This window comes from Martelella sp. NC20, assembly GCF_013459645.1.
Taxonomy (GTDB): domain Bacteria; phylum Pseudomonadota; class Alphaproteobacteria; order Rhizobiales; family Rhizobiaceae; genus Martelella.
On the sequence record NZ_CP054861.1, the window covers coordinates 387,764 to 411,550 of the forward strand.

Here is a 23,787-nt window from a genome sequence, read left to right on the forward strand (position 1 = left end):
GCCCGCAGTCATGATCAAGAAAATTCTTATCGCCAATCGCGGCGAAATCGCCTGCCGGGTCATCAGGACGGCGAAGACGATGGGCATTGCCACCGTCGCGGTCTATTCCGATGCCGACCGGGATGCGCTGCATGTGAAGCTGGCGGACGAGGCGGTGCATATCGGCCCGGCCCCGTCCAACCAGTCCTATAACGTCATCGAGAATATTCTTGACGCGATCCGTGAAACGGGCGCGGATGCCGTGCATCCGGGCTATGGCTTTCTTTCCGAAAACCCGCTCTTCGCCGCCGCACTGGAGAAAGAAGGCGTCATATTCATCGGCCCGCCAGTGGGCGCGATCGAGGCGATGGGCGACAAGATCACCTCGAAGAAGCTTGCCGCAGAAGCGGGCGTTTCGACAGTGCCGGGTCACATGGGCCTGATCGCGGATGCCGACGAAGCGGTGAGGATTTCCGACGAAATCGGCTATCCGGTGATGATCAAGGCATCGGCCGGCGGCGGCGGCAAGGGCATGCGCATTGCCTGGAATGCCGCCGAGGCGCGCGAGGGCTTCCAGTCCTCGAAGAACGAGGCCAGGAACGCGTTTGGCGACGACCGCATCTTCATCGAGAAATTCGTGACCGAGCCGCGCCATATCGAAATCCAGGTGCTCGGCGACAGGCACGGCAATTGCCTCTATCTCGGCGAGCGCGAATGCTCGATCCAGCGCCGCAATCAGAAAGTCATCGAGGAAGCGCCCTCGCCGTTCCTTGACGAGACCACCCGCAAGGCGATGGGCGAGCAGGCGGTGGCGCTTGCCAAGGCCGTCGGCTACCATTCCGCCGGCACGGTCGAGTTCATCGTCGACGGCAGGCAAAACAAGTTCTACTTCCTCGAGATGAACACCCGCCTTCAGGTGGAGCATCCCGTGACCGAACTGGTCACCGGGCTCGATCTGGTCGAGCAGATGATCCGGGTCGCCGCCGGCGAGAAGCTGTCTTTCGGCCAGGACGATGTCGCGCTCAAGGGCTGGGCGATCGAGAGCAGGCTTTACGCCGAGGATCCCTATCGCAATTTCCTGCCCTCGATCGGCCGGCTGACGCGCTATCGTCCGCCGCAAGAGGGGGCCTATCCCGATGGCTCTCTGGTGCGCAACGATACCGGCGTCACCGAGGGCGGCGAGATCTCGATGTATTACGACCCGATGATCGCCAAGCTCTGCACTCACGCCCCCGACCGCGCCAGCGCGATCGATGCGATGAGCGATGCGCTCGACAATTTCGAGGTCGAGGGCATCGGCCACAATTTGCCGTTTCTGTCGGCGGTGATGCGCCAGGAGCGGTTCCGGTCCGGAAAATTGACGACGGCCTATATCGCGGAAGAGTTTCCCGACGGCTTTGCGGGCGTTGCTCCCGACGACCATGCCGCGCGCATGCTGGCGGCGGTTGCGGCGCTGATCAATTACCGGGTTCAGGACCGCGCCGCGCACATCTCCGGCACCATCGACAATCACCGCCGCGCGATCGGCGCCGACTGGGTGGTGACGCTTGCCGGCCACGCCTTCACGCTGACGATCGCCGCCGGCAGCATGGCCACGATCACCTTTGCCGATGGCAAGACGTTGAGCGTTGCCAGCGACTGGCTGCCGGGCATGAGCCATGCGCGCTTCGATTTTGATGGTCGCGCCGCCGGCATCAAGGTCGATCTGAAGGGGCCGGCGATCCGGCTGCGCTGGCGCGGTATGGATGTCATGGCGCGGGTGCGCTCGCCGCATGTTGCCGCCCTTGCCAGACTGATGCCGGAAAAACAGCCGCCGGACACGTCGAAAATGCTGCTCTGCCCGATGCCGGGCGTGATCACCGCGCTGTCGGTCGCAGCCGGCGATACGGTGGAGGCCGGCCAGGCGCTGGCAACCGTCGAGGCGATGAAGATGGAAAACATCCTGCGCGCCGAAAGGCGCGGCGTAGTGAAGGCCGTTGCCGTCGAGACCGGCCAGAACCTCGCCGTCGATGAAATGATCATGGAGTTCGAATGATGACCGGCGGGAGGAAATGACGATGTCGAACGACAAGACCATCGCGGACTGGAAGGCGCTTGCCGAAAAGGAGGCGAAAAAGCCGGTCGAGGACCTGACCTGGAACACGCCGGAAGGGATCGCCGTCAAGCCGCTCTATACCGCGGAAGACCTTGACAGCATCGATCACCTCGGCAGTCTGCCGGGCTTCGCCCCGTTCGTGCGCGGTCCACGCGCCACCATGTATGCCGGCCGCCCCTGGACCATCCGCCAATATGCCGGCTTTTCGACGGCGGAGGAGAGCAACGCCTTCTACCGCCGCAATCTCGCCGCCGGCCAGCAGGGCGTCTCGGTCGCCTTCGATCTCGCCACCCATCGCGGCTATGACAGCGACCATCCGCGCGTGGAAGGCGATGTCGGCAAGGCCGGCGTCGCGATCGATTCGGTCGAGGACATGAAGATCCTGTTCGACGGCATTCCGCTCGAGGCGATATCGGTATCGATGACGATGAACGGCGCGGTGATCCCGATCCTGGCAAGCTTCATCGTCGCCGGCGAGGAACAGGGCGTTTCCCGCGACAGGCTCAGCGGCACCATCCAGAACGATATCCTCAAGGAGTTCATGGTCCGCAACACCTATATCTATCCGCCCGAACCCTCGATGCGGATCATCGCCGACATCATCGAATATACCGCGAAGGAAATGCCGAAGTTCAATTCGATCTCGATTTCCGGCTATCACATCCAGGAGGCGGGCGCGACGCTGGTCCAGGAGCTCGCCTTCACGCTCGCCGACGGCCGCGAATATGTCCGCGCGGCCATCGCCAAGGGCCTCGATGTCGATGCATTTGCCGGGCGACTGTCGTTCTTCTTCGCGATCGGCATGAATTTCTTCATGGAGGCCGCCAAGCTGCGCGCCGCGCGTCTCCTGTGGACGCGGATCATGGAGGAATTCGCGCCCAAAAAGGCATCCTCGCTGATGCTCAGGACCCATTGCCAGACCTCCGGCGTGTCGCTGCAGGAGCAGGACCCCTACAACAACGTCGTCCGCACCGCCTATGAGGCGATGTCGGCGGCGCTTGGCGGGACACAGTCGCTGCACACCAATGCCCTTGATGAGGCGATGGCGCTGCCGACCGAATTTTCCGCCCGCATCGCCCGCAACACCCAGTTGATCCTGCAAAACGAGACCGGCGTGACCAGAGTGGTCGATCCGCTGGCCGGTTCCTATTATGTCGAGAGCCTGACCAGCGAGCTTGCCGAAAAGGCCTGGGCGCTGATGAGCGAAATCGAGGAACAGGGCGGCATGACCGCCGCCGTTGACGCCGGCCTGCCGAAAAAGCTGATCGAGGAGGCAGCGACCCGTCGCCAGGCCGCCGTCGACAAGGGCGAGGAGGTGATCGTCGGCGTCAACAGGTTCCGGCTTGAAAACGAGGAGCCGATCGAAACGCTCGACATCGACAATTCGGCGGTGCGGGCCGCCCAGATCCGCCGGATCGGCGAGACCCGCCGCCAGCGCGACCCGAAGGCGGCGGAAAGGACGCTGGCCCGGCTTGCCGAGGTCGCGAAGACCGGCGAGGGCAATCTTCTGGAGGCAGCCGTCGAGGCAGCACGGGCGCGCGCCACCGTCGGCGAGATTTCCGATGCGATGCGGGAGACCTTCGGCAGCTACGCCGCAACGCCGAAGGTGGTGCGCAACATCTATGGCGCGGCCTACAAGGACGATCCGGAATACGCCGTCATTACCGAACGGCTGAAGACCTATGTCGAGACGAAGGGCAAGGCCCCGCGCATTCTGGTCGCCAAGCTCGGCCAGGATGGCCATGATCGCGGCGCCAAGGTGATCGCTTCCGGCTATGGCGACATCGGCTTCGACGTCATTGCCGGCCCGCTGTTCCAGACGCCCGAGGAAGCCGCCGATCTCGCGGTCAGCGAGAAGGTGGACATCGTCGGCATGTCGTCGCTTGCCGCCGGCCACAAGACGCTTGCCCCGCAACTGATCGCGGCGCTGAAGAAGCGCGGCGCCGACGAGGTGATCGTGGTCGTCGGCGGGGTCATTCCGCGCAAGGACTACGATTTCCTGTTGGAAAACGGCGTCGCCGCCGTCTACGGCCCCGGCACCAACGTGCTCGATTCCGCCAATTCGCTGCTCGACCTCATCGAGGGCAAGAGGCGCAACAGATAGAGGCCCGCATGATCACTCGTCTCAATCACGTCGCCATCGCCGTGCCCGACCTTGCCGAGGCGGCGGCGCGCTATCAGACGCTGGGTGCTGCGGTCTCCGAGCCGCAGGACCTGCCCGAACACGGCGTCACCGTGGTGTTCGTCGTGCTGGAAAACACCAAGATCGAGCTGTTGCATCCGCTGGGCGAAGGCTCGCCGATCGCCGGCTTTCTGGACAAGAACCCGAGCGGCGGCATCCATCACCTCTGTTTCGAGGTGGAGGAGATCGGGGCGACCTCGGAGAAGCTTGATGAACTCGGCATCAGGATACTGGGCGACGGCAAGCCCAAGACCGGCGCCCATGGCAAACCGGTCCTGTTCGCCCACCCGAAGGATTTCCAGGGCGCGCTGGTGGAGTTCGAGCAGGAATAAATTCCTTGGTTGCCGACAAAGGCCACCGACAAAATCGCTCCCTCTCCCACCGTCACCCCGGGCTTGACCCGGGGCCCAGGGCCACACGACGGACACTGACGATGACACTCATATCGCGAAAAACTCTTCGAATCGCCCTGGATGCCGGCTCAAGGCCGGCATGACGGAGTTGAGAGGAGAGCGGCACGATGTCCGACAGGATTTGCCACAGCGGCGAGGAAACAATTCCCTTTTCGGCAGACCTCTCCGCAAAGCCCCCCAATCTTCTCGCCCCGGAGGGGAGAGATGCCCCGAAAGGGGCAGTGAGGGGCGAGTCCATCCCCGCGAACGCCCTCACGGAATGACATGCTGCTTCACCCTCACTCCCCCTTTCGGGGGTATCTCTCCCGCAGGCGGGAGAGAGTATTTGGAGCAAGCGGCAAGGCCCGGAACCCTGTTCCGGCCCCGCGTCACACCCCCGCCAGCGCCTCCAGCGTCCGGATCAGCGCGGAATTGTCGAGTTCGCCATCGCCGCGCGCGACCGCCGCGTTCATCAACTGCTCGGTCGAGGCGGCGTTGGGGAGCGACAGGCCGATCTCGCGGGCGGCGTTGACGGCGAGCGCCATGTCCTTGCGTTGCAGCACCATGCGGAAACCGGGCTCGAATGTGCGGTTGATCATCCGCTCGCCGTGGATTTTCATGATCGGCGAGCCGGCAAAGCCGCCCATCAGCGCCTCGCGCACCTTGGCCGGGTCAGCGCCTGCCTTTTTAGCAAACAGCAACGCCTCGGAAACGGCCTCCACCGTCAGCCCGACCACGATCTGGTTGGCGAGCTTGGCGGTCTGGCCGTCGCCCACCGGGCCGATATGGGTGATGGTCTTGCCCATCGCCTCAAACAGCGGCCTGCCGCGGGCGAAATCCTCATCCGAACCGCCGACCATGATCGTCAACGTCGCATTCTTCGCCCCGATATCGCCGCCGGAAACCGGGGCATCGAGATAGGAGCAGCCGATCGCGGCCAGCTTTTCAGCGAATGCCCGTGTTGCCATCGGCGAGATCGTGCTCATGTCGATCACCATCTTGCCTTCGCCGAGGCCCTCGGCCGCTCCATTCTCGCCGAACAGAACCGCCTCGACATCGGGGGTATCCGATACGATCGTGATGACGATCTCGGCGGCTTCGGCGACCGCCTTCGGCGTGTCGCAGGCCGTCGCGCCCTTTTCGACGAGGAATTGCGAGACTGGCTTCACCCGGTTGATGAAGAGCTCGTGTCCGGCGTCAATCAGGTTCGCCGCCATCGGGCGACCCATCAGGCCGAGGCCGATAAATCCGATTTTCATGAAACTGTTCCTTCGCGATAGTAGAGACCTTGTCACGGGTTCTCCCAACCTATAGCACGCGTTCGCATATCCGCACCGGACGCGGGCAAATTTTCAGGCGATGACCGGCAGGCCGATCCGGGTTCGCGAAAACAAAAGCCGGTTTCAGGCCGAAGTTCGACCGCAATTTTCCACAGAAGCAGCCTCGATGCGAAGGGTTTTCTTGGCGCAAATTCGCCACTTTTCCTAATCTCCGCCTCACGATCCTTCCATTCAGCAGATTGGTTCATTTCATGAAGAAGACCCTCCTCGCCGCGCTCGGCGCCGCCCTGATCCTCACCGCGCCCGCCAAGGCCGATCAGGTGGAAATCCTCAACGTCTCCTATGACATCGCGCGCGAACTCTACGCCACGATCAACCCGGCCTTTGCCGAATACTGGAAGGCCGAGACCGGACAGGATGTCGACATCAAGCAGTCGCATGCCGGCTCCTCCAAGCAGGCCCGCGCGATCCTGCAGGGGCTGAAGGCCGATCTCGTCACCTTCAATCAGGTGCTCGACGTGCAGATCCTGGCCGACAAGGGTTTTGTCGCCGCCGACTGGCAGCAGGCGCTGCCGAACAATGCCTCGCCCTATTATTCGCTGCCGGCCTTCCTGGTGCGCAAGGACAATCCGAAGAACATCAAGGACTGGGACGATCTTGCCCGCGATGACGTGCAGCTCGTGTTCCCGAACCCGAAGACCTCGGGCAATGGCCGCTACACCTATCTCGCCGCCTATGGCTACGCGCTGGAAAAATTCGGCGGCGATGACGCCAGGGCGCGCGAATTCGTGGGCGATTTCCTCGGCAATGTCGCCGTGTTCGATACCGGCGGCCGCGGCGCCACCACCACCTTCGTCGAACGCGGCATCGGCGACGTGCTGATCACCTTCGAGGCGGAAGTGGAAAACATCCGCGCCCAGTATGGCGAGGACGATTATGAACGCGTCGTGCCCTCGATGTCGCTGCTGGCCGAATTCCCGGTCGCCGTGGTCGACAAGGTCGCCAGCGAGCGCGGCACGGAAGAGGTTTCCAAGGCCTATCTCGAATTCCTCTACAGCCAGCAGGGCCAGGAAATCGTCGCCTCCTTCAACAACCGCGTCCACAATCCGGAAGTGAAGGCCGAATATGCCGACAAGTTCCCGGAGGTGAAGCTGATCACGGTCGAGGACGTCTTCGGCGGCTGGGCTGATGCCAACGAGACCCATTTCGCCGATGGCGGCGTGCTGGATCAGATCCAGTCGGCGCGGTAATCGTGGCGAGGTCTTCAACCCCTGACTGAGCCGGATAGCATGGCGTAACGCCAATCTCGGCCTCACCGCCCCAATCTCCCCCCTTGAGGGGGAGATGTCGCGAAAGCGACAGAGAGGGGTATGGGACGTAAGCTGCAAACACCGTGCTATCGGACAGGGTTCACCCCTCTCTGCCCTGCCGGGCATCTCCCCCTCAAGGGGGGAGATCGGCGTGTGGCGAGGGCATACCAACTCGCTGACGCCTGAAGCGACCCGGTGCAGGCGAAACGCTTTGCCGCCGACAAAACCCCGTGTTCAACCCGACAAGAATTGCTATAGCCTCCGGCATCACCTGCAAAAGGCCGCCATGACTTTCATTATGACGACTGCGACCAGACGCGCGAACCGCAGCGTCATGCCGGGTTTCGGGCTGACGCTCGGGACCACGCTGCTGTTTGTCGCCCTGATCATCCTGTTGCCGCTCTCCGCGCTGTTCTGGCAGATCGGCCAGCTCGGGTTTGCCGATTACTGGCGGATCATCTCCAATCCGCGCACGCTCGCGGCCTTTAGGGTCACGATCTCGGCGGCAGCCCTTGCGACCGTGTTCAACGCCTGTTTCGGCCTGCTGCTCGCCTGGGTGATCGTGCGCTACACCTTCCCCGGCAAGCGGCTGCTCGATGCGCTGATCGACCTGCCGTTCGCGCTGCCGACGGCGGTTGCCGGCATTGCGCTGGTGGCGCTTTACGACCGCAATGGCTGGATGGGCATGCTGCTTTCCGAATTCGGCATCAAGGTCGCCTATACCTGGTGGGGCATCGCGCTGGCGATGACGTTCACCTCCGTGCCTTTCGGCGTGCGCACGGTGCAGCCGGTGATGGAAAGCCTGAGCGTCGACCTCGAAGAGGCGGCCCAGACGCTCGGCGCCACCGATTTCCAGGTGTTCCGCCATATCGTGTTTCCGCAGCTGTTTCCGAGCTTCATCATGGGCGCGTCGCTCGCCTTTGCCCGTTCACTCGGCGAATTCGGGGCGGTGATCTTCATTGCCGGCAACATGCCGTTCAAGACCGAGATCACCTCGCTGCTGATCATGATCCGGCTCGATGAATACGACTTGCCGGCCGCAAGCGCGATCGCCGGCACGGTGCTGGCGCTGGCGCTCGCCGTGCTGATCCTCGCCAATATCGCCCAGAACCGCGCCGCGCGGCACATGTCGAGGGGAGGCTGAGCCATGACCCATCCGCAAGTCAGAGCCCTGATGCGCAGACGCCGGATGAAAAGAACGGCGCTGGTTGTCGTCGCCGTCGCGTTTGCAGCCCTCGTCATGGGCCTTCCGAGCCTGGCAATCTTCGTGCGGGCCTTTTCGGAAGGCATCGGCGTCTATGCCTCGGGCATTATCCAGCCGGAAACGCTGCATGCGATCAAGCTCACCGTGATCACGGCGCTGATCGCGCTGCCGGTCAACATCGCCTTCGGCATATGCGCGGCCTGGGCCGTTACCCGCTTCCGGTTTCCGGGCCGGCGGGCGCTGATCACGATCATCGAACTGCCGTTCTCGATCTCGCCGATCGTCGCGGGGCTGTGCTATCTGCTGGTCTACGGCTCCACCGGGCTTGTCGGCAGCTATGCCGATCAATACGGCATCCAGCTGATGTTCAACCTCACCGGCATCGTGCTTGTCTCGCTGTTCGTCACCTGCCCGTTCGTCGCCCGCGAGGTGATCCCGTTGATGGAGGTGGTCGGACGCGATCAGGAGGAAGCAGCGCTTACCCTTGGCGCCAGCGGCTGGCAGACCTTCCTGCATGTGACGCTGCCCAATATCCGCTGGGCGCTGCTCTATGGCGCGATCCTGGCGAATGCCCGCGTCATCGGCGAGTTCGGCGCCGTCAGCGTCGTCTCCGGCAATATTCGCGGCGAAACCATGACGCTGCCGCTGCAGGTGCAGTTGCTCTATGATGATTACAACGTGACCGGCGCCTTTGCCGCCGCCACCATTCTGACGGTGATCGCCGTGATCACGCTGGTCCTGAGATCGGTGATTGAATCACGCCACCCGCAAGCGCACTGAGCCCTCAAGCGCACTGAGAAAGACCGACAATGGCCCTCACAGTCGAAAACATTTCCAAATCCTACGGCAAAAGCCGCGTGCTCGACCGCGTCGACCTCGATATCCGCCCCGGTGAGTTCGTGGCGCTGCTCGGCCCCTCCGGCTCCGGCAAGACCACGCTGCTGCGCATCATTGCCGGCCTGCAATTTGCAGAAGAAGGCCGGCTCACGATGGATGGCGAGGACATTACCGGGCTTGAGGCGCGACTGAGGCGCTTCGGCGTGGTGTTCCAGAGCTATGCGCTGTTCGAGCACAAGACGGTGGCCGAAAACGCCGCCTTCGGGCTCAGGATGCGACCGCGGTCCAGCCGCCCGTCACGCGCGGAAATCGCCACGCGGGTGCGCGATCTTCTCGACATGGCGGAGATCGGGCATCTGGCCGAGCGCTACCCCTCGCAGCTTTCCGGCGGCCAGCGCCAGCGCGTGGCGCTGACGCGCGCGCTGGCGATCGAGCCGCGCCTGCTGCTGCTCGACGAGCCATTCAGCGCGCTCGACACCAAGATCCGCAAGGGTTTGAGGGGCGCGCTCCGCGACCTGCAGAAAAAGGTCGGGATTTCCGCCATACTGGTGACCCATGATCAGGAGGAGGCGTTCGAGATCGCCGACCGGATCGCGGTGATGTCGGAGGGCCATATCGAACAGTTCGGCACGGCGGAGGAATTGCTGCGCAGGCCCGCGACGCCGTTCGTTGCGGAATTCCTGGAGGGCATGAGCAACTACCAGAGCCAGGGCGCCGGGATCTGATGAGAGCGCATCCAGGAAAAGTGGCCACCGGTTTTCCGTCCGGACGCGCGAAAAGACAAGCTATCCTGCCATCGAGGCGGCAAACAGCGTCAGGCCCAGAAGCGTGACCAGCAGCGCGCCGCCGATTTCGATGCCGTAGCCGATCCGGGTCGCGCGTCTGGAGCCGGGACCGGCAAGGCGGACGGCAAGCCCCTTGGCCGACACGGCAATGATCGCCAGCACCGACACCGTGATCGCGGTTCCGATCGCCATGGCGAAGACTGAGGCGATGCCGCCGAGGATCAGCCCGTTCAAAAGCGCGAAGGTCAGCACGATCAGCGCCCCGGAGCAGGGCCGCATGCCGATGGCGAGAATAGCCGATCCGGCGCCCTTCCAGTCGAATTCCCGGCCCCCGAGCGCCGAGGGCTCCGGCATATGCACATGGCCGCAGCCGCAATCCGGGCCATGTTCGTGATCGTGCCCGTCGTGGTGGTGGGCATGATGGTCATGCGCATGGTGGTGCTCGTGGTGATCGGCGTGATGGTCATGCGCCGCGGCAGGCGAAAACAGGATCGCCCGCGACTTGCCGTAGAGCAGCCACAACCCGAAACCGGCAATCAGCAGAAAGCTGGCGCGCTCCATGTAAAGCGTCGCGTCACGCATCGAAACGGCGGTGCCGCGCAGGAACAGGTAGGCCGTCCCCACCAGCAGGATCGCCGTCACTCCCTGCGCCAGCGAGGCCAGCAGAGAGATCAAAATACCGCGCCTGAGTTCGGTCTCATTGGCAATCATGTAGGAGGAGATCACCGCCTTGCCATGGCCGGGACCGGCCGCATGGAACACGCCATAGGCAAAGGAAAGGCCGACGAGCCCCAGCACCTTCACCGGGTCGTCCCGCATCGCCTTCAGCGCCGCCGTCAGCGCCCGGTAGAATTGCTGCTGATACTGGTTTATCTTCAACAGCACCGGTTGCAGCGGCCCGAAAGAGGTGGAGAACGACGGTTCCGACGAGCCGATGCCGAGCGGCGAAGCCGAAAACGACTTCGAACTCAGGCCGAATATCATGTAGGCCACCAGCGCCAGAAGCAGGATAAGCGCGATCGGGCGGATCAGTCGGTGCATGTCAGGTCCAGGCGGGTTGCAAACAGCTTGCTCATGTCTGTCGGGTCGTTGAAGAAAGCCGCCGTCAGCGCATCGCTGTTTTCGGAGATGATCTCATCGGGATCGGGCCGCACGACCGCGGACCTGCAGCGCTCGAACGCCTCGCCGACCGTCACCAGATCCTCGTCGCGCTGGAAGTCGATCGCGGTGTACATGCTGGCGTCGTAGATGCCGAAGGTGAGATGGCCGGCAAGCCTGACCGGTCTGGAGGGCTTTGCCGAGAAGATCAGCAGCAATTGCCCGTCCACCATGTCGGCGTGGATGACGTCGGGCTCGGCCAGCGGCACATCCTCGCCATTGTCGCTGATCTGGGTGTAATAGCCATATTCGGCAAGCGACTGCCGCACGGTTTCGCCGATATCCGTCAGTTCCTTGCCGGTCAACTGGTTATCCATATTGGCGTCGTAATCGAGAATGACGGACGAGGAGAAGAACTCGTCGAAGCGCCAGACATTCTGCAGCGCGGTGACATTGCCGTCATCATCGGCCACCACTTCAAGCCGCGCATCGACGAAGACATGCGGGTGGGCGCTGGCCTGCGAGGCCACGCCGAGGCAGAAAAGGGCAGCGATGCTCAGGCTGTTGAGGAACTTCATTCCGTCTCATTGGAGCAAAACTGAGTCAGAAAAAAGCCCTTATTCGCAGATTTTGGCGCGGTTGCGACTTCCGTCGCGCGAAAGCTTTGAGAATCGCAACCTTGCCGCCCTTCCCACGCGCCTCCGTCATGCCGGGCTTGATCCGGCATCCAGGGCTGTGTGGCAACGCCTCTGCGACAGATTTTTTTATGATGCATCCGTCGCATCGCCCTGGATCCCGGCTCAGGGCCGGGATGACGGTGGGAAGGGCGGCGTCGACAAGAAACAGCGCGCCCCTCGGTAAAGGGGCGCGCCTCGTCGAAATCAGCGCAAATCAAGCCGCGCTGTGGTTTTCCTCAGGCACCGACGGCGCGCCGGCGATGATGATCGGCACCAGCAGATCGCCCCACCGGCCGCCGCCATGGTGGCGGGCCGAGCGGATGATCTCGACCGATACGCCGGCATCGACCGCGCGCATCACCGCCTGGTTCAGCCGGTGGAGATCATTGGCGACCATGCGGATGGCGGCCTGCTGTTCGGCCGACATTTCGCCGGATTGCGCCTCGGCGCGCTCCTTGACGTTGAGTTTCGGTGTCATTGCGTTATCCTCCCTTGCCTATTCGGCTGCCTCGAATTGCGCGGTTTCGGTGGAGCCCCCCATCGCCGTGGTGGAGCCGGCGCCGCCGGTGATCGCCATCGACACCGCATCGAAATAGCCGGTGCCGACCTCGCGCTGGTGGCGGGTCGCGGTATAGCCGTGGCGCTCTGCCGCGAATTCCGCCTGCTGCAGCTCGCTATAGGCCGCCATCTGGCGCTCCTTGTAGCCGCGGGCGAGCTCGAACATGCCGAAATTGAGCTGATGGAAGCCCGCCAGCGTGATGAACTGGAACTTGTAGCCCATGGCGCCGAGTTCGCGCTGGAAGCGGGCGATATCGGCCTCGTCGAGGTTCTTCTTCCAGTTGAACGACGGCGAGCAGTTATAGGCCAGAAGCTTGCCCGGATGCGCCCGATGAACGCCCTCGGCAAAGCGCTTCGCCTGTTCCAGATCGGGCTTCGATGTCTCGCACCAGATCAGGTCGCAATGGGGCGCATAGGCAACCGCGCGGGCGATGCAGGGCTCGATCCCGTTCCTGACCTGATAGAAGCCTTCCGGCGTGCGCCCGGCATCGTAATCGACGAAGGGCCGGTCGCGCTCGTCGATATCCGAGGTCAGAAGCTTGGCGGCTTCGGCATCGGTGCGGGCGATCACCAGCGTCGGCACGCCCATGACGTCGGCGGCAAGCCGAGCGGCCGTCAGGTTGCGGATATGGGCCGCCGTCGGGATCAAGACCTTGCCGCCGAGATGGCCGCATTTCTTTTCCGACGCAAGCTGGTCCTCGAAATGGACGCCGGCCGCCCCCGCCTCGATATAGGCCTTCATGATCTCGAACGCGTTGAGCGGACCGCCGAAACCGGCCTCGGCATCGGCGACGATCGGCGCGAACCAGGTGTCGACGGAAAGCCCCTCGCCTTCCGCAACCTCGATCTGGTCGGCGCGCTGCAGCGTCTTGTTGATGCGCTTGACCAGTTCCGGGCCGGCATTGGCCGGATAAAGCGACTGGTCCGGATACATTGCCGAGGCGGTGTTGGCGTCGGCGGCGACCTGCCAGCCGGAAAGATAGATCGCCTTCAGCCCGGCGCGCACCATCTGCATGGCCTGATTGCCCGACTGGGCGCCGAGCGCGTTGACGAAATCCTCGTCATGGATCAGCGTCCACAGGCGCTTGGCGCCCTCCTCCGCCAAAGTGGCGCGGATCGCCATGGTGCCGCGCAGGCGGGTCACGTCCTCGGCGCTGTAGGGCCGTTCTATCCCGTCAAACCGGCCCTCGACCGCGCCTTCGACAAGCTTGTAAAATTCCGACATATCTTTCTCCTCACTTCACTATTCCCAGCAACCTCGATCCGAGGCATTTGCTGTCGCTGTGACAGGATTAACGGTATTACTTCGAGTAATCCATTGAAATTGGCTTACATCCGCACGAAATCGGGTTATACTGTCGGTCGCTTTACAGGATGCCTCTGTAAATCAGTAAATATTGTAAAAGGATTTCTCGCGTGGCGGAAAGCAAGATATTCGCGGGTCCCCGGCTGCGCAGGCTGCGCAAGCAGATGGAACTGACGCAGACCGCGATGGCCGACGCGCTGTCGATCTCGCCCTCCTATCTCAACCTGATCGAGCGCAACCAGCGGCCGCTGACGGTGCAATTGCTGCTGAAGCTCGCCGCCGTCTATGACGTCGATATCGCCTCGCTGCAGGGGACAAGCAGCGGCACGATCGGTCAGCTCAAGGCGGTATTCGCCGACCCGCTTCTCGCCGGCGAGCTCCCTGGCGATCAGGAACTGATCGAGGTGGCCGAGGCCGCCCCCAATGCGGCCATCGGAATGATGAAGCTCTACCGCGCCTATCAGGAGCAGGCCGCCCGCCTTTCCGACCTCACCGCGCTGCTGGCCGAGGAGGGTCGCCCGACACATCTCGCGGGCCGGCAGCTGCCCCACGACGAGGTGCGCGAGGCGCTTTCGCGACGTCCATGGTATTTCGACGCCCTCGACCGCGCCGCCGAGGCGCTGCACGCGGAGCTTGCGCCGGGCGATGAAATCTCGGCCGCGCTCAAGGAATGGCTGCGCAACAAGCACGGCATCGCCGTCCGGGTGCTGCCGCCGCATGCCATGGTCAATCTCGGCCGCCGTTTCGACCGTCACACCATGCGGCTGTTCATCTCGGCGCGGTTCTCGCCCCATGACCGCCAGCGCGAAATCGCGATCGAGGCGGCGCTGCTGGCCTTCCGGCAGGAGATAGCCGCGGTGATCGAGGCGCTTGCGCTTTCCGGCGACGAGGCGCGGCGGATCGCCCGGTTCGAGCTTGCCCGCTACGCCGCCCATGCGCTGATAATGCCCTACGGCCCGTTCGTGGAGGCCGCCCGCAGGGACCGGTTCGATCTTTCGCTTCTGGCCGGGCGGTTCGGCGTGTCGTTTTCACAGGCCGCGACCAGGCTTGTCAGCCTGCAACGGCCGGACAATACCGGCCTGCCGTTTTTCGCCATGGAAATCGATGCGGCCGGAAACATCCTGCGGCGGATCGGCGAGGGCGGCTTTCGCGGCGAATGCCCGAGGCTCGACGTCTATGACGCCTTCGCCAGAGCCGGCCGGCTGATCATTCAGCGCGCCGAGATGCCGGATGGCGCTGGGTTCCTGGTGGTGGCGCGAACGGTGGAGGGACCGGAACCGGCGTCGGGCGAGCGGCCGCATCTGACCGCGCTGCTACTCGGCCTGCCCTACGCGCATGCCGCCGCGACGGTCTATGCGAAGCCGGAAGAGCCCGCCACGCCCATCGGCCCGGTCTGCCGGCTTTGCGAGCGGATCGGCTGCCTGTCGCGCGCCGAACCGCCGGTGACCAAGCCGCTCGGCCTCGACGAAATGGTCGCAGGCCTGTCGGCCTTCGATTTCCGCTGATCGCCGGCACGGATATTCGATCCTCGACCTGACGGAGCTTGTCGGCACGATCTTCGAAGCCGAGACCCGGACCGGATGTGAATAGAGCAGAGGGACACATCGAAAATGTGTGTAACTATAATCGTTACACAAAATGCAGAATTTCCCTGAAACATTTACACCTGTCCGGCACTCCCGTTATAGACGCTCCAACCAGAACACGCTTGGAGGAGCGCATGACCCGCATTTTCACCACACTCGCCGCAGCCACGCTTGTCGCCGGCCTGATCGCCGCGCCGGCGCTTGCCGCCCCGCGCAGCGATGTCGTTGTCGGCATGGGGATCGAGCCGACCGGGCTCGACCCAACCGCCGCCGCCCCCGTCGCGATCGGCCAGGTGGTCTGGAAGAACCTGTTCGAGGGACTGGTGACGGTCGATGAGGATGGCGATATCGCCCCGCAGCTTGCCGAGGAATGGGATGTTTCCGAAGACGGGCTGAGCTATACGTTCAAACTGCGCGAGGGCGTGACCTTCCACAACGGCAAGCCGTTCACCGCAGAAACCGCGAAATATACGATCGACCGCATCATTGCGGCAGACAGCGTCAACCCGCAGAAGGCGCTTTACAGCGCGATCGACGCCGTCGCTGCGCCCGACGATCATACATTGGCGCTCACCCTTTCCCGCCCCGCCTACGACCTTCTCTACTGGCTCGGCTTTCCCGCCGCCGTGATGGTGGAACCCGACAGCGAAGCGACCAACGCCACCGCTCCGGTCGGCACCGGCCCGTTCGAATTCGGCGAATGGAAGAAGGGCAATCAGGTCACGCTCTCCCGCAACCCGGATTACTGGGGCGAAAAGCCCGCGCTTGAAACCGTGACCTTCCGCTTCATTTCCGACGCGCAGGCGCAGGCCGCAGCGCTCACCTCCGGCGGGGTCGATGCCATACCGGAATTTGGAGCCCCCGAACTCGTCAGCACGTTCGAGACCAATGACGCCTTCAAGGTCGTGCCGGGCACCACCGGCATGGAAGTGGTCGCCGGCATGAACAATGCCAGACCGCCCTTTGACGACGTCCGGGTGCGCCAGGCGCTGATGATGGCGATCGACCGGCAGGCGATCATTGACGCCACCAATTCCGGTTACGGCACCCCGATCGGCAGCCATTTCTCGCCTTCGGATGCCGGCTATGAGGACCTGACCGGCGTACTGCCCTACGACCCGGACAAGGCGAAGGCGCTGCTTGCGGAAGCCGGTTATGGCGATGGCCTGCAGTTCACCATCAAGGCGCCGAACCGCGGCTATGCCGAGCGCGCGGCGGAAATCATGCAGGCCTATTTCGCCCAGATCGGCGTCACGGCGACGATCGAATCCTCCGAATTTCCGGCGAAATGGCTGCAGGACGTGTTCAAGGACACCAATTACGACATGACCATTATCGGCCATGCCGAGCCGCTCGATATCGGCATCTATGCCCGCCATCCCTACTACTTCAACTATGACAATCCCGATTTCGACGCGACGATGACGGCGATTGCCGATGCGACCAGCACCGAAGAACGGCTTGCCGGCTACAGGAAGGCCCAGGAAATTCTCGCCGGGGACGTGCCGGCGCTGTTTCTCTATGCCTGGCCCAAGATCGGGGTCTGGAACGCCGATCTCGAAGGGCTGTGGGTCAACGAGCCGGTGCCCTCCAACGACATGACCGGCGTGCACTGGAGCAAGTAGACCGTGTGGAAAACCCGTCCGGCGGTGCGGCGCATCGCCGGCAATCTTGCCTTTATGGTCACAAGCCTGCTGGCCGTCTCCTTCATCATCTTCGCGGTGATGGCGGCGGTTCCGGGCGATCCGGCGGAAATCATGCTCGGCACTTCGGCGGCCCCCGACACGCTTGCAGCACTTCGCAGCCAGCTCGGCCTCGACCAGCCTTTCCTCCTGCGCTACGGCGACTGGCTGGCCGGCCTCCCGCGCGGCAATCTCGGGCTTTCCTACACCTATTCGACGCCGGTTGCCGAACTGATCGGCGAACGCCTCGCCGTCACCCTGCCGCTGGCCTTCTACGCCGTGGCGCTGTCGCTGCTGATCGCCCTTCCGCTCGGGGTCAGCGCCGGGGCCCGGCCGGGCGGACCGGCGGATATCGTGGCGACATTCTTCTCCCAGATCGGCATTGCCGTGCCCGGCTTCTGGATCGGCCTGCTGCTGATTCTCGGCGTGGCGCTGACGCTCGGCTGGTTTCCGACGGGCGGGTTTCCGGGCTGGCAGGCAGGCTTCCTGCCCGCCATCAACGCGTTGACGCTGCCGGCGATCGCGCTTGCCATCCCCCAGGCCGCTGTGCTGACGCGGGTGACGCGGACTTCCGTGATCGAAGTGGCGCGCGAGGATTTCGTGCGTACCGCGCGCGCCAAGGGCGCAAGCCGGATGCGGGCGCTGTGGCGTCATGTGGTTCCGAACGCGCTGATCCCGGTCGTCACCATGCTCGGCATGCAGGTCTCGGTGCTGATCGCCGGCACCGTGCTGGTCGAAAACGTGTTCACCCTGCCGGGCCTTGGAACGCTCGCCTATCAGGCGCTGTCGCAGCGCGACCTGATCGTGATCCAGAATGTCGCGCTGTTGTTCGCCGTCATCGTCATGGGCCTCAATTTCCTGGTCGACACGCTTTATGCGGTGATCGATCCGCGCCTGAGGGCGGCGCGATGAGACGCCTGCCGCTGATCATCGGGGCCACGATCACAATCGTGCTGGTCGCCGCCGCGATCCTCAGCCGGTTCTGGACGCCGATGGATCCCGCCGCGATCAACATTGCCGTCCGCCTGAAGGGGCCCGGCCCCGGCGGCCTGTTCGGCGCCGACCAGTTCGGCCGCGACGAATTGTCGATGATCATGGCCGGCGCATGGACCTCGCTGTCGATCGCGTTTTCCGCGGTTGCGATCGGGGGCGCCGCCGGCGCGGCGCTCGGCATGGCGGCCGCCGCAAGGCGAGGCGCCGCCGAGGCCGCGATCATGCGCGCCAACGATATCGTGTTCGCCTTCCCGCCGGTGCTGTCGGCGTTGCTGCTGGCCGCGGTGCTGGGCGGCGGGCCGGCGACCACCGTCACCGCGATCGCGCTGTTCATGGTGCCGGTGTTTGCCAGGGTCTGCCGGGGCGCGGCGCTGCGGATCTGGGCGCGCGACTATATCCTCGCCGCCCGCATGGCCGGCAAGACCGGGTTGACGATCACGCTCGAACACGTGCTCCCCAACATCGCCGCGCAGATCATCGTGCAGGTCGCGATCCAGACCGGGCTTGCGATCCTCACCGAGGCGGGCCTTTCCTTCCTGGGCCTCGGCGTCGCGCCGCCGACGCCAAGCTGGGGGCGGATGCTGGCCGATGCCCAGACCTATCTCGCGACCGCCCCGCATCTGGTGCTGGCGCCGGGCCTTGCGATCGCCTTCTCCGTCCTCGGGCTCAATCTCCTGGGCGACGGGCTTGGCCGGCTGACCGATCCGCGCGAGACGGCATGATGCTCGATATCCGCGATCTCACCATCAGTTTTGCGGACCGACGCGGCGGGCGACGGGCGGTGGTGCGCGACCTCGACCTGTCGCTGGCAAAGGGCGAAACGCTGGGCATTGTCGGTGAAAGCGGTTCGGGCAAATCGGTGCTGGCCTTGTCGGTGATCGGCCTGTTGCCGAAGACGGCGCGGGCGGAAGGCGAAATCCTGCTCGACGGCGAAAACCTGCTGGCGCTGCCGGAAAGACGGCTCACCCGCATGCGCGGCGCGGAAATCGGTATGATCTTTCAGGAACCGATGACCGCGCTGAACCCGGCCATGACCGCCGGCAGCCAGATTGCCGAAGCGCTCCGGCTGCACCGCCCGCTGTCACGGACTGAAGCCAGGGCGGAAGCGCGACGTCTGATGGACATGGTCCGTATCCGCGATGCAAGCACAAGAATAAATTCCTATCCGCACGAACTCTCCGGCGGCGAGCGCCAGCGGGTCGGCATCGCGATCGCGCTTGCGCTGAAACCGAGACTGTTGATCGCCGACGAGCCGACCACCGCGCTCGACGTCACCGTGCAGGCCGAGATACTGGACATCATCGACGATCTCGTTACAGAACTCGGCATCGGCCTGATCCTGATCTCCCACGATATCGGCGTCATCGCGCGGATGGCGGATCGGGTTTTCGTGATGCATGACGGGCAACGGATGGAACAGGGGGAAACCGAAAACGTGCTGCGCCATCCCGCCCACGCCTATACCCGCGCGCTGCTGGCAGCCCTGCCCCGCCGGGTCCGGGCAGGACTGGAGGCCGGATCATGACCGCGCTCATCGAAACCGACGGACTGACCCGGCGCTATGGCGAGCGCACCGCGCTGGACGGAGTCTCGATCGCCATGGAGCCCGGCGAAATCCTCGGCATTGTCGGCGAGAGCGGGTCCGGAAAATCGACCCTTGCCCGGCTGGTCATGGCGCTCGACCACCCGACCGCCGGCAGGGTGCTGTTTACCGGCACCGACCTGTTTTCGCAGTCGTCGGGCGATCTCCGCAAGATGCGGCGTCATTTCCAGATGGTGTTTCAGGATCCCTACAGCGCGCTCGATCCGCGCCAGACGATCGGCCGCATCGTCGCCGAACCGCTGGCGGTTGACCCCGATGCCCCCACCGGCAAGGCCCGGCGGTTGCGGGTTGCCGCACTTCTGGAAGAGGTCGGGCTGAAGGCGCGGGATATCGACCTCTACCCCCACGAATTTTCCGGCGGCCAGCGCCAGCGGATCGCGCTCGCCCGCGCGCTGATCACCCGCCCGAAACTGCTGGTCGCCGACGAACCGACCTCGGCACTGGACGTGACGGTGCAGGCGCAGATCCTCAGACTGATCCTCACGATGCGCGCCGATCACGGCGTCTCGGTGCTGCTGATCACCCATAATATCGCCGTGGTCGACGAGATCTGCGACCGCGTGGTCGTGATGCGGGCGGGCCGCGTGGTGGAGGAAGGGCCGGTCCCCCAGGTGCTCGACAATCCGCGCGCCGCCTATACAAGCCGCCTGCTTGCCGCCGAGCCGACGCTCGCGAGAATCGGGCGCGGCCGGCGCGTATGAAAAAAAGCCCGGCCTGGCTTGCGGCCGACCGGGCAATGCGGCTTTGGCCGCGAGAGAGAATGCTGAACTGGTGTGCCGCCCATAGCGTTTCAAGAAGATGACGAAATTGTCATGTCTGGCGGGCGTGGTCCTTGCCGGTCACGGGGCCGGGAAACGCCGCCGCCGGACTGCGGTGGGCGGGAGCACGTCCCATTTCACGCGTTGAAACGCATCGTCATCGGATTGGCCGAAGATGGACAATCCGGCTAGCCTACATCATGCAGTTTGGGAGAACCGCATCGCGTTTGAGGGGAGGAACACATGAGGACATTGCTTAAAACCATCGGGATCGCCGCCGCCGGAGCGATCTGCGCCGTGCTTGGCCCGGCAACCGTCGCCCAGGCCAGGGACTGGCCGAACGACAAGCCGATCCGGATCGTCTTTCCGTTTCCGGCGGGGCCCGATTTTCTGGTGCGCATGATGGCCGCCGATCTCGAGGAACAACTCGGCCAGACCGTTATCGTCGACAACAAGCCCGGCGCCGGCGGCACGATCGGCATGGCGTCGGTCGCCCACGCCAAACCCGACGGCTATACCTATGTGGTCGGGTTTCCCGGCCCGTCCGCAAATTACACCAACACCTATACCGGCCTGCCCTACGCGCCATTGGAAGATTTCGACTATGTCAGCCAGATCACCCATGGCGACATGGTGGTGGTGGCGCGGGCGGATTTTCCCGCCGACGATCTCGGCGAACTGCTGGACTATGCCAGGGCCCATCCGGGCGAGGTCAGCGCCGGCAATCCGGGCATCGGCTCCTACGGCCACATGATCGAACTGATGGTGAGCGAACAGGCCGAGGCCGGCCTCAAGATCGTGCCCTATCAGGGAACCTCGCCGATCCTCGTCGACCTGTTGTCGGGCAGCCTCGATATCTCGATCGACTTCCTGTCGGAGGCCTATACCGAACACCTGAAGTCGGGCAGCATGAAGGCGCTCGGCATCGCCTCGGCGGAACGCAACCCCGATTTCCCGGATGTCCCGACCTTCCAGGAGGCCGGCGTCGATCTGGTCGCGCCGCTCTGGTCCGGCGTTCTTGCGCCCAAGGGAACGCCCGATGAGGTGATCGCGGCGATGAACGAGGCAATCGCGACCTTCCTGGCCAGCGAAGAGGCGCAGGAGGCCTTCGCCAGGAACTACCAGCGCGCGACCTCGTCGACGCCGGAGGAACTGCAGGAAATGGCAGTCCGCGAGGAAGCCACCTGGCGCGATATCATCAAGAAGTACGATATCCGCAACAACTAGGACGTTTCCGGGAGGGTGCCCGTTTGGCTACTCGCCCCTCCGGGGCGAGAAGGTTGGGGGGGCTGTGCGGCGAGGCCATATGCGGTTCCCGTTGTATAGAGCAGGATCAACGCCGGGGTTAGAGGGGCGCGGCAATTCGCGCTTCATTCCATCGGGCCGCACGCAGCAGGTTTAAGACGCAGGAGATCGACATGAGTGGAGGCGGTGCGCGCGGGAAAAACATCATCTTCTCCGGCATATTCCTGGTCATTTCCGTCGCCATGGGCGGCTATGCGCTGACGACCATGAACATGGGCACGCTGGACAGAATGGGGCCGGCCTTCTTTCCGGTCGTGCTGTCGGCAATCCTGGCGGCGCTTTCGCTGATCGTGCTGTTTCTGCCGGCGCCGCCCGAGACAGAGCCATTTGTGATGGCGCCGCCGCGCGCGACCCTGATCATCATCGTCTGCCCGATGATTTTCGGCTTCGCCATCGAGCCTTTCGGCCTGCTGATCGCGGTCTTCCTGTCGATCTTCGTGTCCTGCCTTGCAAGCCAGGTGACGACATTGCGGCAGGCCGCGCTGCTTTCCGCCGCCTTCAGCCTGTTCTGCGTACTCGTCTTTCACTATCTGCTGAACATGACCATTCCCCTCTGGGGTTTCGTCTTCACGGGTTGATCCATGGACCTTTTCGCGCATCTTTCTCTCGGACTGGAAACCGTCTTTCAGCCCATCAACCTGCTGTTCTGTTTCATCGGGGTTTTCCTCGGGACGGCGATCGGCGTTCTGCCGGGCATCGGGCCGCTCGGCACCATCGCCATCCTCCTGCCGGTGACCTTCGGTTTTCCGCCGGAGGCCTCGCTGATCATGCTCGCCGGCATCTATTACGGCGCGCAATATGGCGGCTCCACCACCGCCATCCTGATCAACCTGCCGGGCGAGGCCTCGTCGGCGGTGACCGCCATTGACGGTTACCAACTGGCCCGCCAGGGCAAGGCGGGCACGGCGCTGGCGCTGGCGGCGATCGGCTCGTTCGTCGCCGGCTGTTTCGCCACGCTGCTGATCGCGATCTTCGCGATCCCGCTGACAATGCTTGCGCTCAAATTCACCCCGCCCGATTATTTCTCGCTGATGGTGCTGGGGCTGGTGGCGTCGATCGCGCTTGCCCATGGATCGGTGTTCAAGGGCATCATCATGATCGTGTTCGGCCTGCTTCTCGGCACGGTCGGCACCGATCTTTATACCGGACAGGCGCGCTTCACCTTCGGCAATTACGATCTGGCCGAAGGCATACCAATTCTCGGCTTCGGGGTCGGCATCTACGCGTTGGCCGAAATTCTCAAGGGCCTGGAGGACGAAACCCCGCGCGAGCCGCTCAAGACCAACATCTCGGCCCTGCTGCCGAGCCTCCGCGACCTCAGGGAGGCCGGTATGCCGATCCTGCGCGGCACGCTGCTGGGATCGTTTCTCGGCATATTGCCGGGCGGCGGCGCGATGCTGTCGTCGTTTGCCTCCTACATGGTGGAAAAGCAGGTCTCGAAAAAGCCCGAGACCTTCGGCCGGGGCGCGATCGCCGGCGTCGCCGGGCCGGAATCGGCCAATAATGCCGGCGCGCAGACCTCGTTCGTGCCGATGCTGACGCTCGGCATTCCGTCCAACCCGCTGATGGCGCTGATGGTCGGCGCGCTGATCATCCAGGGCATTACGCCCGGACCGAACCTGATCAACGAGCAACCCTCGCTGTTCTGGGGCGTCATCGTTTCGATGTGGATCGGCAATCTGATGCTGGTCGTCCTCAACCTGCCGCTGATCGGGCTCTGGGTAAAGCTCCTGAGCGTGCGCGCCAATTTCCTCTACCCCGCAATCGTCGGCTTTTCGGCCATCGGGGTCTATTCGATCAACGAAAATCCGTTCGATCTGATCGTCATGTCGGTTTCGGGCGCTGCCGGCTACACGCTCAGCAAGCTCGACTGCGAACCCGCTCCGCTGCTGCTCGGCTTCGTGCTGGGGCCGATGATGGAGGTCTATATGAGACGCACCATGCTGCTTTCGGGCGGCGATGCCGGCGTGTTCTTCACCAGCCCGATCAGCCTGGGGCTTTTGATCGCGTCCGCGATCGTGCTGGTGATCGTGCTGATACCCTCGGTCAACCGCCGCCGCGCGGAAGTGTTCGTGGAGGAGGACTGAACGCCAGCCCATAACAGCCAATGACACGCGAACGCAGCCTGCTTTGCCCCGTCTTGTGCTCACGCGTTCA

At 63.9% G+C, this 23,787-nt stretch carries 21 protein-coding genes; 16 read left to right on the top strand and 5 right to left on the bottom strand.

All coding sequences use genetic code 11. The features are described 5' to 3' along the window. Positions 1-10: 10 nt before the first annotated feature. From HQ843_RS01910 to mce, 3 genes are read left to right on the top strand one after another with little or no spacing between them, the layout of a single operon-like run. The gene (locus tag HQ843_RS01910; RefSeq protein WP_180900076.1) at positions 11-2,014 is read left to right on the top strand and encodes an acetyl-CoA carboxylase biotin carboxylase subunit; all 2,004 of its coding nucleotides are present in this window, start codon (positions 11-13) and stop codon (positions 2,012-2,014) included. 22 nt (positions 2,015-2,036) lie between these two features. Beyond that, positions 2,037-4,178, top strand: coding sequence for a methylmalonyl-CoA mutase (gene scpA, locus HQ843_RS01915; protein WP_180900075.1), 2,142 nt, complete (start codon positions 2,037-2,039; stop codon positions 4,176-4,178). Between the two features lie 8 nt (positions 4,179-4,186). Beyond that, positions 4,187-4,588 (top strand): methylmalonyl-CoA epimerase, encoded by a 402-nt coding sequence (gene mce / locus HQ843_RS01920; protein ID WP_180900074.1) that lies wholly within the window; start codon positions 4,187-4,189, stop codon positions 4,586-4,588. Between the two features lie 449 nt (positions 4,589-5,037). On the opposite strand, the gene HQ843_RS01925 is transcribed toward mce, so the two are convergent. Beyond that, positions 5,038-5,907 (bottom strand): 2-hydroxy-3-oxopropionate reductase, encoded by an 870-nt coding sequence (locus HQ843_RS01925; RefSeq protein WP_180900073.1) that lies wholly within the window; start codon positions 5,905-5,907, stop codon positions 5,038-5,040. A 272-nt stretch (positions 5,908-6,179) separates the two neighbouring features. Here HQ843_RS01925 and cysP point away from each other — a divergent pair, with 272 nt between their 5' ends. The 4 genes from cysP (at position 6,180) to HQ843_RS01945 (ending at position 10,004) form a co-directional block, all read left to right on the top strand. Further along, on the top strand, positions 6,180-7,178 hold the full coding sequence (cysP, locus tag HQ843_RS01930; protein WP_180900072.1) for a thiosulfate ABC transporter substrate-binding protein CysP: 999 nt from the start codon (positions 6,180-6,182) through the stop codon (positions 7,176-7,178). Between the two features lie 346 nt (positions 7,179-7,524). Further along, on the top strand, positions 7,525-8,382 hold the full coding sequence (gene cysT, locus HQ843_RS01935; protein ID WP_246710248.1) for a sulfate ABC transporter permease subunit CysT: 858 nt from the start codon (positions 7,525-7,527) through the stop codon (positions 8,380-8,382). A 3-nt stretch (positions 8,383-8,385) separates the two neighbouring features. Beyond that, entirely contained in the window at positions 8,386-9,222 is an 837-nt protein-coding gene (cysW, locus tag HQ843_RS01940; protein WP_210275268.1) for a sulfate ABC transporter permease subunit CysW, read from the top strand. Positions 9,223-9,251: 29 nt separating this feature from the next. Continuing rightward, positions 9,252-10,004, top strand: a complete 753-nt coding sequence (locus HQ843_RS01945; RefSeq protein WP_180900071.1) for an ABC transporter ATP-binding protein — start codon at positions 9,252-9,254, stop codon at positions 10,002-10,004. A gap of 60 nt (positions 10,005-10,064) precedes the next feature. Here the strand turns inward: HQ843_RS01945 and HQ843_RS01950 are convergent, their stop codons facing one another. From HQ843_RS01950 to aceA, 4 genes are all read right to left on the bottom strand, one after another. Continuing rightward, on the bottom strand, positions 10,065-11,105 hold the full coding sequence (locus tag HQ843_RS01950) for a nickel/cobalt transporter (protein ID WP_180900070.1): 1,041 nt from the start codon (positions 11,103-11,105) through the stop codon (positions 10,065-10,067). After that, positions 11,093-11,740, bottom strand: a complete 648-nt coding sequence (locus HQ843_RS01955; protein WP_180900069.1) for a DUF1007 family protein — start codon at positions 11,738-11,740, stop codon at positions 11,093-11,095. The genes HQ843_RS01950 and HQ843_RS01955 overlap by 13 nt, the downstream gene beginning before the upstream one ends. Positions 11,741-12,053: 313 nt before the next feature. Beyond that, the gene (locus HQ843_RS01960) at positions 12,054-12,317 is read right to left on the bottom strand and encodes an SMc00767 family acetate metabolism repressor (protein ID WP_180900068.1); all 264 of its coding nucleotides are present in this window, start codon (positions 12,315-12,317) and stop codon (positions 12,054-12,056) included. A gap of 18 nt (positions 12,318-12,335) precedes the next feature. Then, entirely contained in the window at positions 12,336-13,622 is a 1,287-nt protein-coding gene (gene aceA / locus HQ843_RS01965; protein ID WP_180900067.1) for an isocitrate lyase, read from the bottom strand. A 191-nt stretch (positions 13,623-13,813) separates the two neighbouring features. Here aceA and HQ843_RS01970 point away from each other — a divergent pair, with 191 nt between their 5' ends. The 9 genes from HQ843_RS01970 (at position 13,814) to HQ843_RS02010 (ending at position 23,717) form a co-directional block, all read left to right on the top strand. Further along, positions 13,814-15,208 carry a helix-turn-helix domain-containing protein gene (locus HQ843_RS01970; protein ID WP_180900066.1) on the top strand — a complete coding sequence of 465 codons (1,395 nt, stop codon included), beginning with the start codon at positions 13,814-13,816 and terminating at the stop codon, positions 15,206-15,208. Between the two features lie 215 nt (positions 15,209-15,423). Next, positions 15,424-16,914, top strand: coding sequence for an ABC transporter substrate-binding protein (locus tag HQ843_RS01975; RefSeq protein WP_180900065.1), 1,491 nt, complete (start codon positions 15,424-15,426; stop codon positions 16,912-16,914). 3 nt (positions 16,915-16,917) lie between these two features. Then, entirely contained in the window at positions 16,918-17,883 is a 966-nt protein-coding gene (locus HQ843_RS01980) for an ABC transporter permease (protein WP_256432937.1), read from the top strand. Then, positions 17,880-18,686, top strand: coding sequence for an ABC transporter permease (locus tag HQ843_RS01985; RefSeq protein ID WP_180900064.1), 807 nt, complete (start codon positions 17,880-17,882; stop codon positions 18,684-18,686). Before HQ843_RS01980 ends, HQ843_RS01985 begins: the two co-directional genes overlap by 4 nt. Beyond that, the gene (locus HQ843_RS29265; RefSeq protein ID WP_180900063.1) at positions 18,683-19,489 is read left to right on the top strand and encodes an ATP-binding cassette domain-containing protein; all 807 of its coding nucleotides are present in this window, start codon (positions 18,683-18,685) and stop codon (positions 19,487-19,489) included. Before HQ843_RS01985 ends, HQ843_RS29265 begins: the two co-directional genes overlap by 4 nt. Further along, positions 19,486-20,268, top strand: a complete 783-nt coding sequence (locus HQ843_RS29270; RefSeq protein WP_180900062.1) for an ABC transporter ATP-binding protein — start codon at positions 19,486-19,488, stop codon at positions 20,266-20,268. The genes HQ843_RS29265 and HQ843_RS29270 overlap by 4 nt, the downstream gene beginning before the upstream one ends. Positions 20,269-20,568: 300 nt before the next feature. After that, complete coding sequence (locus tag HQ843_RS02000) at positions 20,569-21,552, top strand: Bug family tripartite tricarboxylate transporter substrate binding protein (RefSeq protein WP_180900061.1); 984 nt, start codon at positions 20,569-20,571, stop codon at positions 21,550-21,552. A gap of 191 nt (positions 21,553-21,743) precedes the next feature. Then, complete coding sequence (locus HQ843_RS02005; protein WP_180900060.1) at positions 21,744-22,208, top strand: tripartite tricarboxylate transporter TctB family protein; 465 nt, start codon at positions 21,744-21,746, stop codon at positions 22,206-22,208. 3 nt (positions 22,209-22,211) lie between these two features. After that, positions 22,212-23,717 carry a tripartite tricarboxylate transporter permease gene (locus HQ843_RS02010; RefSeq protein WP_180900059.1) on the top strand — a complete coding sequence of 502 codons (1,506 nt, stop codon included), beginning with the start codon at positions 22,212-22,214 and terminating at the stop codon, positions 23,715-23,717. Positions 23,718-23,787: the final 70 nt, after the last annotated feature.

What these genes read in the sequence shown, in the direction of transcription:
- HQ843_RS29270 (WP_180900062.1), top strand. Translation starts at nt 19,486, where the DNA reads ATGACCGCGCTCATCGAAACCGACGGACTGACCCGGCGCTATGGCGAG.
- HQ843_RS01910 (WP_180900076.1), top strand. Translation starts at nt 11, where the DNA reads ATGATCAAGAAAATTCTTATCGCCAATCGCGGCGAAATCGCCTGCCGG.
- HQ843_RS01950 (WP_180900070.1), bottom strand. Translation starts at nt 11,105, where the DNA reads ATGCACCGACTGATCCGCCCGATCGCGCTTATCCTGCTTCTGGCGCTG.
- HQ843_RS01985 (WP_180900064.1), top strand. Translation starts at nt 17,880, where the DNA reads ATGAGACGCCTGCCGCTGATCATCGGGGCCACGATCACAATCGTGCTG.
- HQ843_RS29265 (WP_180900063.1), top strand. Translation starts at nt 18,683, where the DNA reads ATGATGCTCGATATCCGCGATCTCACCATCAGTTTTGCGGACCGACGC.
- HQ843_RS02005 (WP_180900060.1), top strand. Translation starts at nt 21,744, where the DNA reads ATGAGTGGAGGCGGTGCGCGCGGGAAAAACATCATCTTCTCCGGCATA.
- HQ843_RS01925 (WP_180900073.1), bottom strand. Translation starts at nt 5,907, where the DNA reads ATGAAAATCGGATTTATCGGCCTCGGCCTGATGGGTCGCCCGATGGCG.
- HQ843_RS01975 (WP_180900065.1), top strand. Translation starts at nt 15,424, where the DNA reads ATGACCCGCATTTTCACCACACTCGCCGCAGCCACGCTTGTCGCCGGC.
- HQ843_RS02010 (WP_180900059.1), top strand. Translation starts at nt 22,212, where the DNA reads ATGGACCTTTTCGCGCATCTTTCTCTCGGACTGGAAACCGTCTTTCAG.
- cysW (WP_210275268.1), top strand. Translation starts at nt 8,386, where the DNA reads ATGACCCATCCGCAAGTCAGAGCCCTGATGCGCAGACGCCGGATGAAA.
- HQ843_RS01945 (WP_180900071.1), top strand. Translation starts at nt 9,252, where the DNA reads ATGGCCCTCACAGTCGAAAACATTTCCAAATCCTACGGCAAAAGCCGC.
- scpA (WP_180900075.1), top strand. Translation starts at nt 2,037, where the DNA reads ATGTCGAACGACAAGACCATCGCGGACTGGAAGGCGCTTGCCGAAAAG.
- cysT (WP_246710248.1), top strand. Translation starts at nt 7,525, where the DNA reads ATGACTTTCATTATGACGACTGCGACCAGACGCGCGAACCGCAGCGTC.
- HQ843_RS01955 (WP_180900069.1), bottom strand. Translation starts at nt 11,740, where the DNA reads ATGAAGTTCCTCAACAGCCTGAGCATCGCTGCCCTTTTCTGCCTCGGC.
- HQ843_RS01960 (WP_180900068.1), bottom strand. Translation starts at nt 12,317, where the DNA reads ATGACACCGAAACTCAACGTCAAGGAGCGCGCCGAGGCGCAATCCGGC.
- HQ843_RS02000 (WP_180900061.1), top strand. Translation starts at nt 20,569, where the DNA reads ATGAGGACATTGCTTAAAACCATCGGGATCGCCGCCGCCGGAGCGATC.
- cysP (WP_180900072.1), top strand. Translation starts at nt 6,180, where the DNA reads ATGAAGAAGACCCTCCTCGCCGCGCTCGGCGCCGCCCTGATCCTCACC.
- aceA (WP_180900067.1), bottom strand. Translation starts at nt 13,622, where the DNA reads ATGTCGGAATTTTACAAGCTTGTCGAAGGCGCGGTCGAGGGCCGGTTT.
- mce (WP_180900074.1), top strand. Translation starts at nt 4,187, where the DNA reads ATGATCACTCGTCTCAATCACGTCGCCATCGCCGTGCCCGACCTTGCC.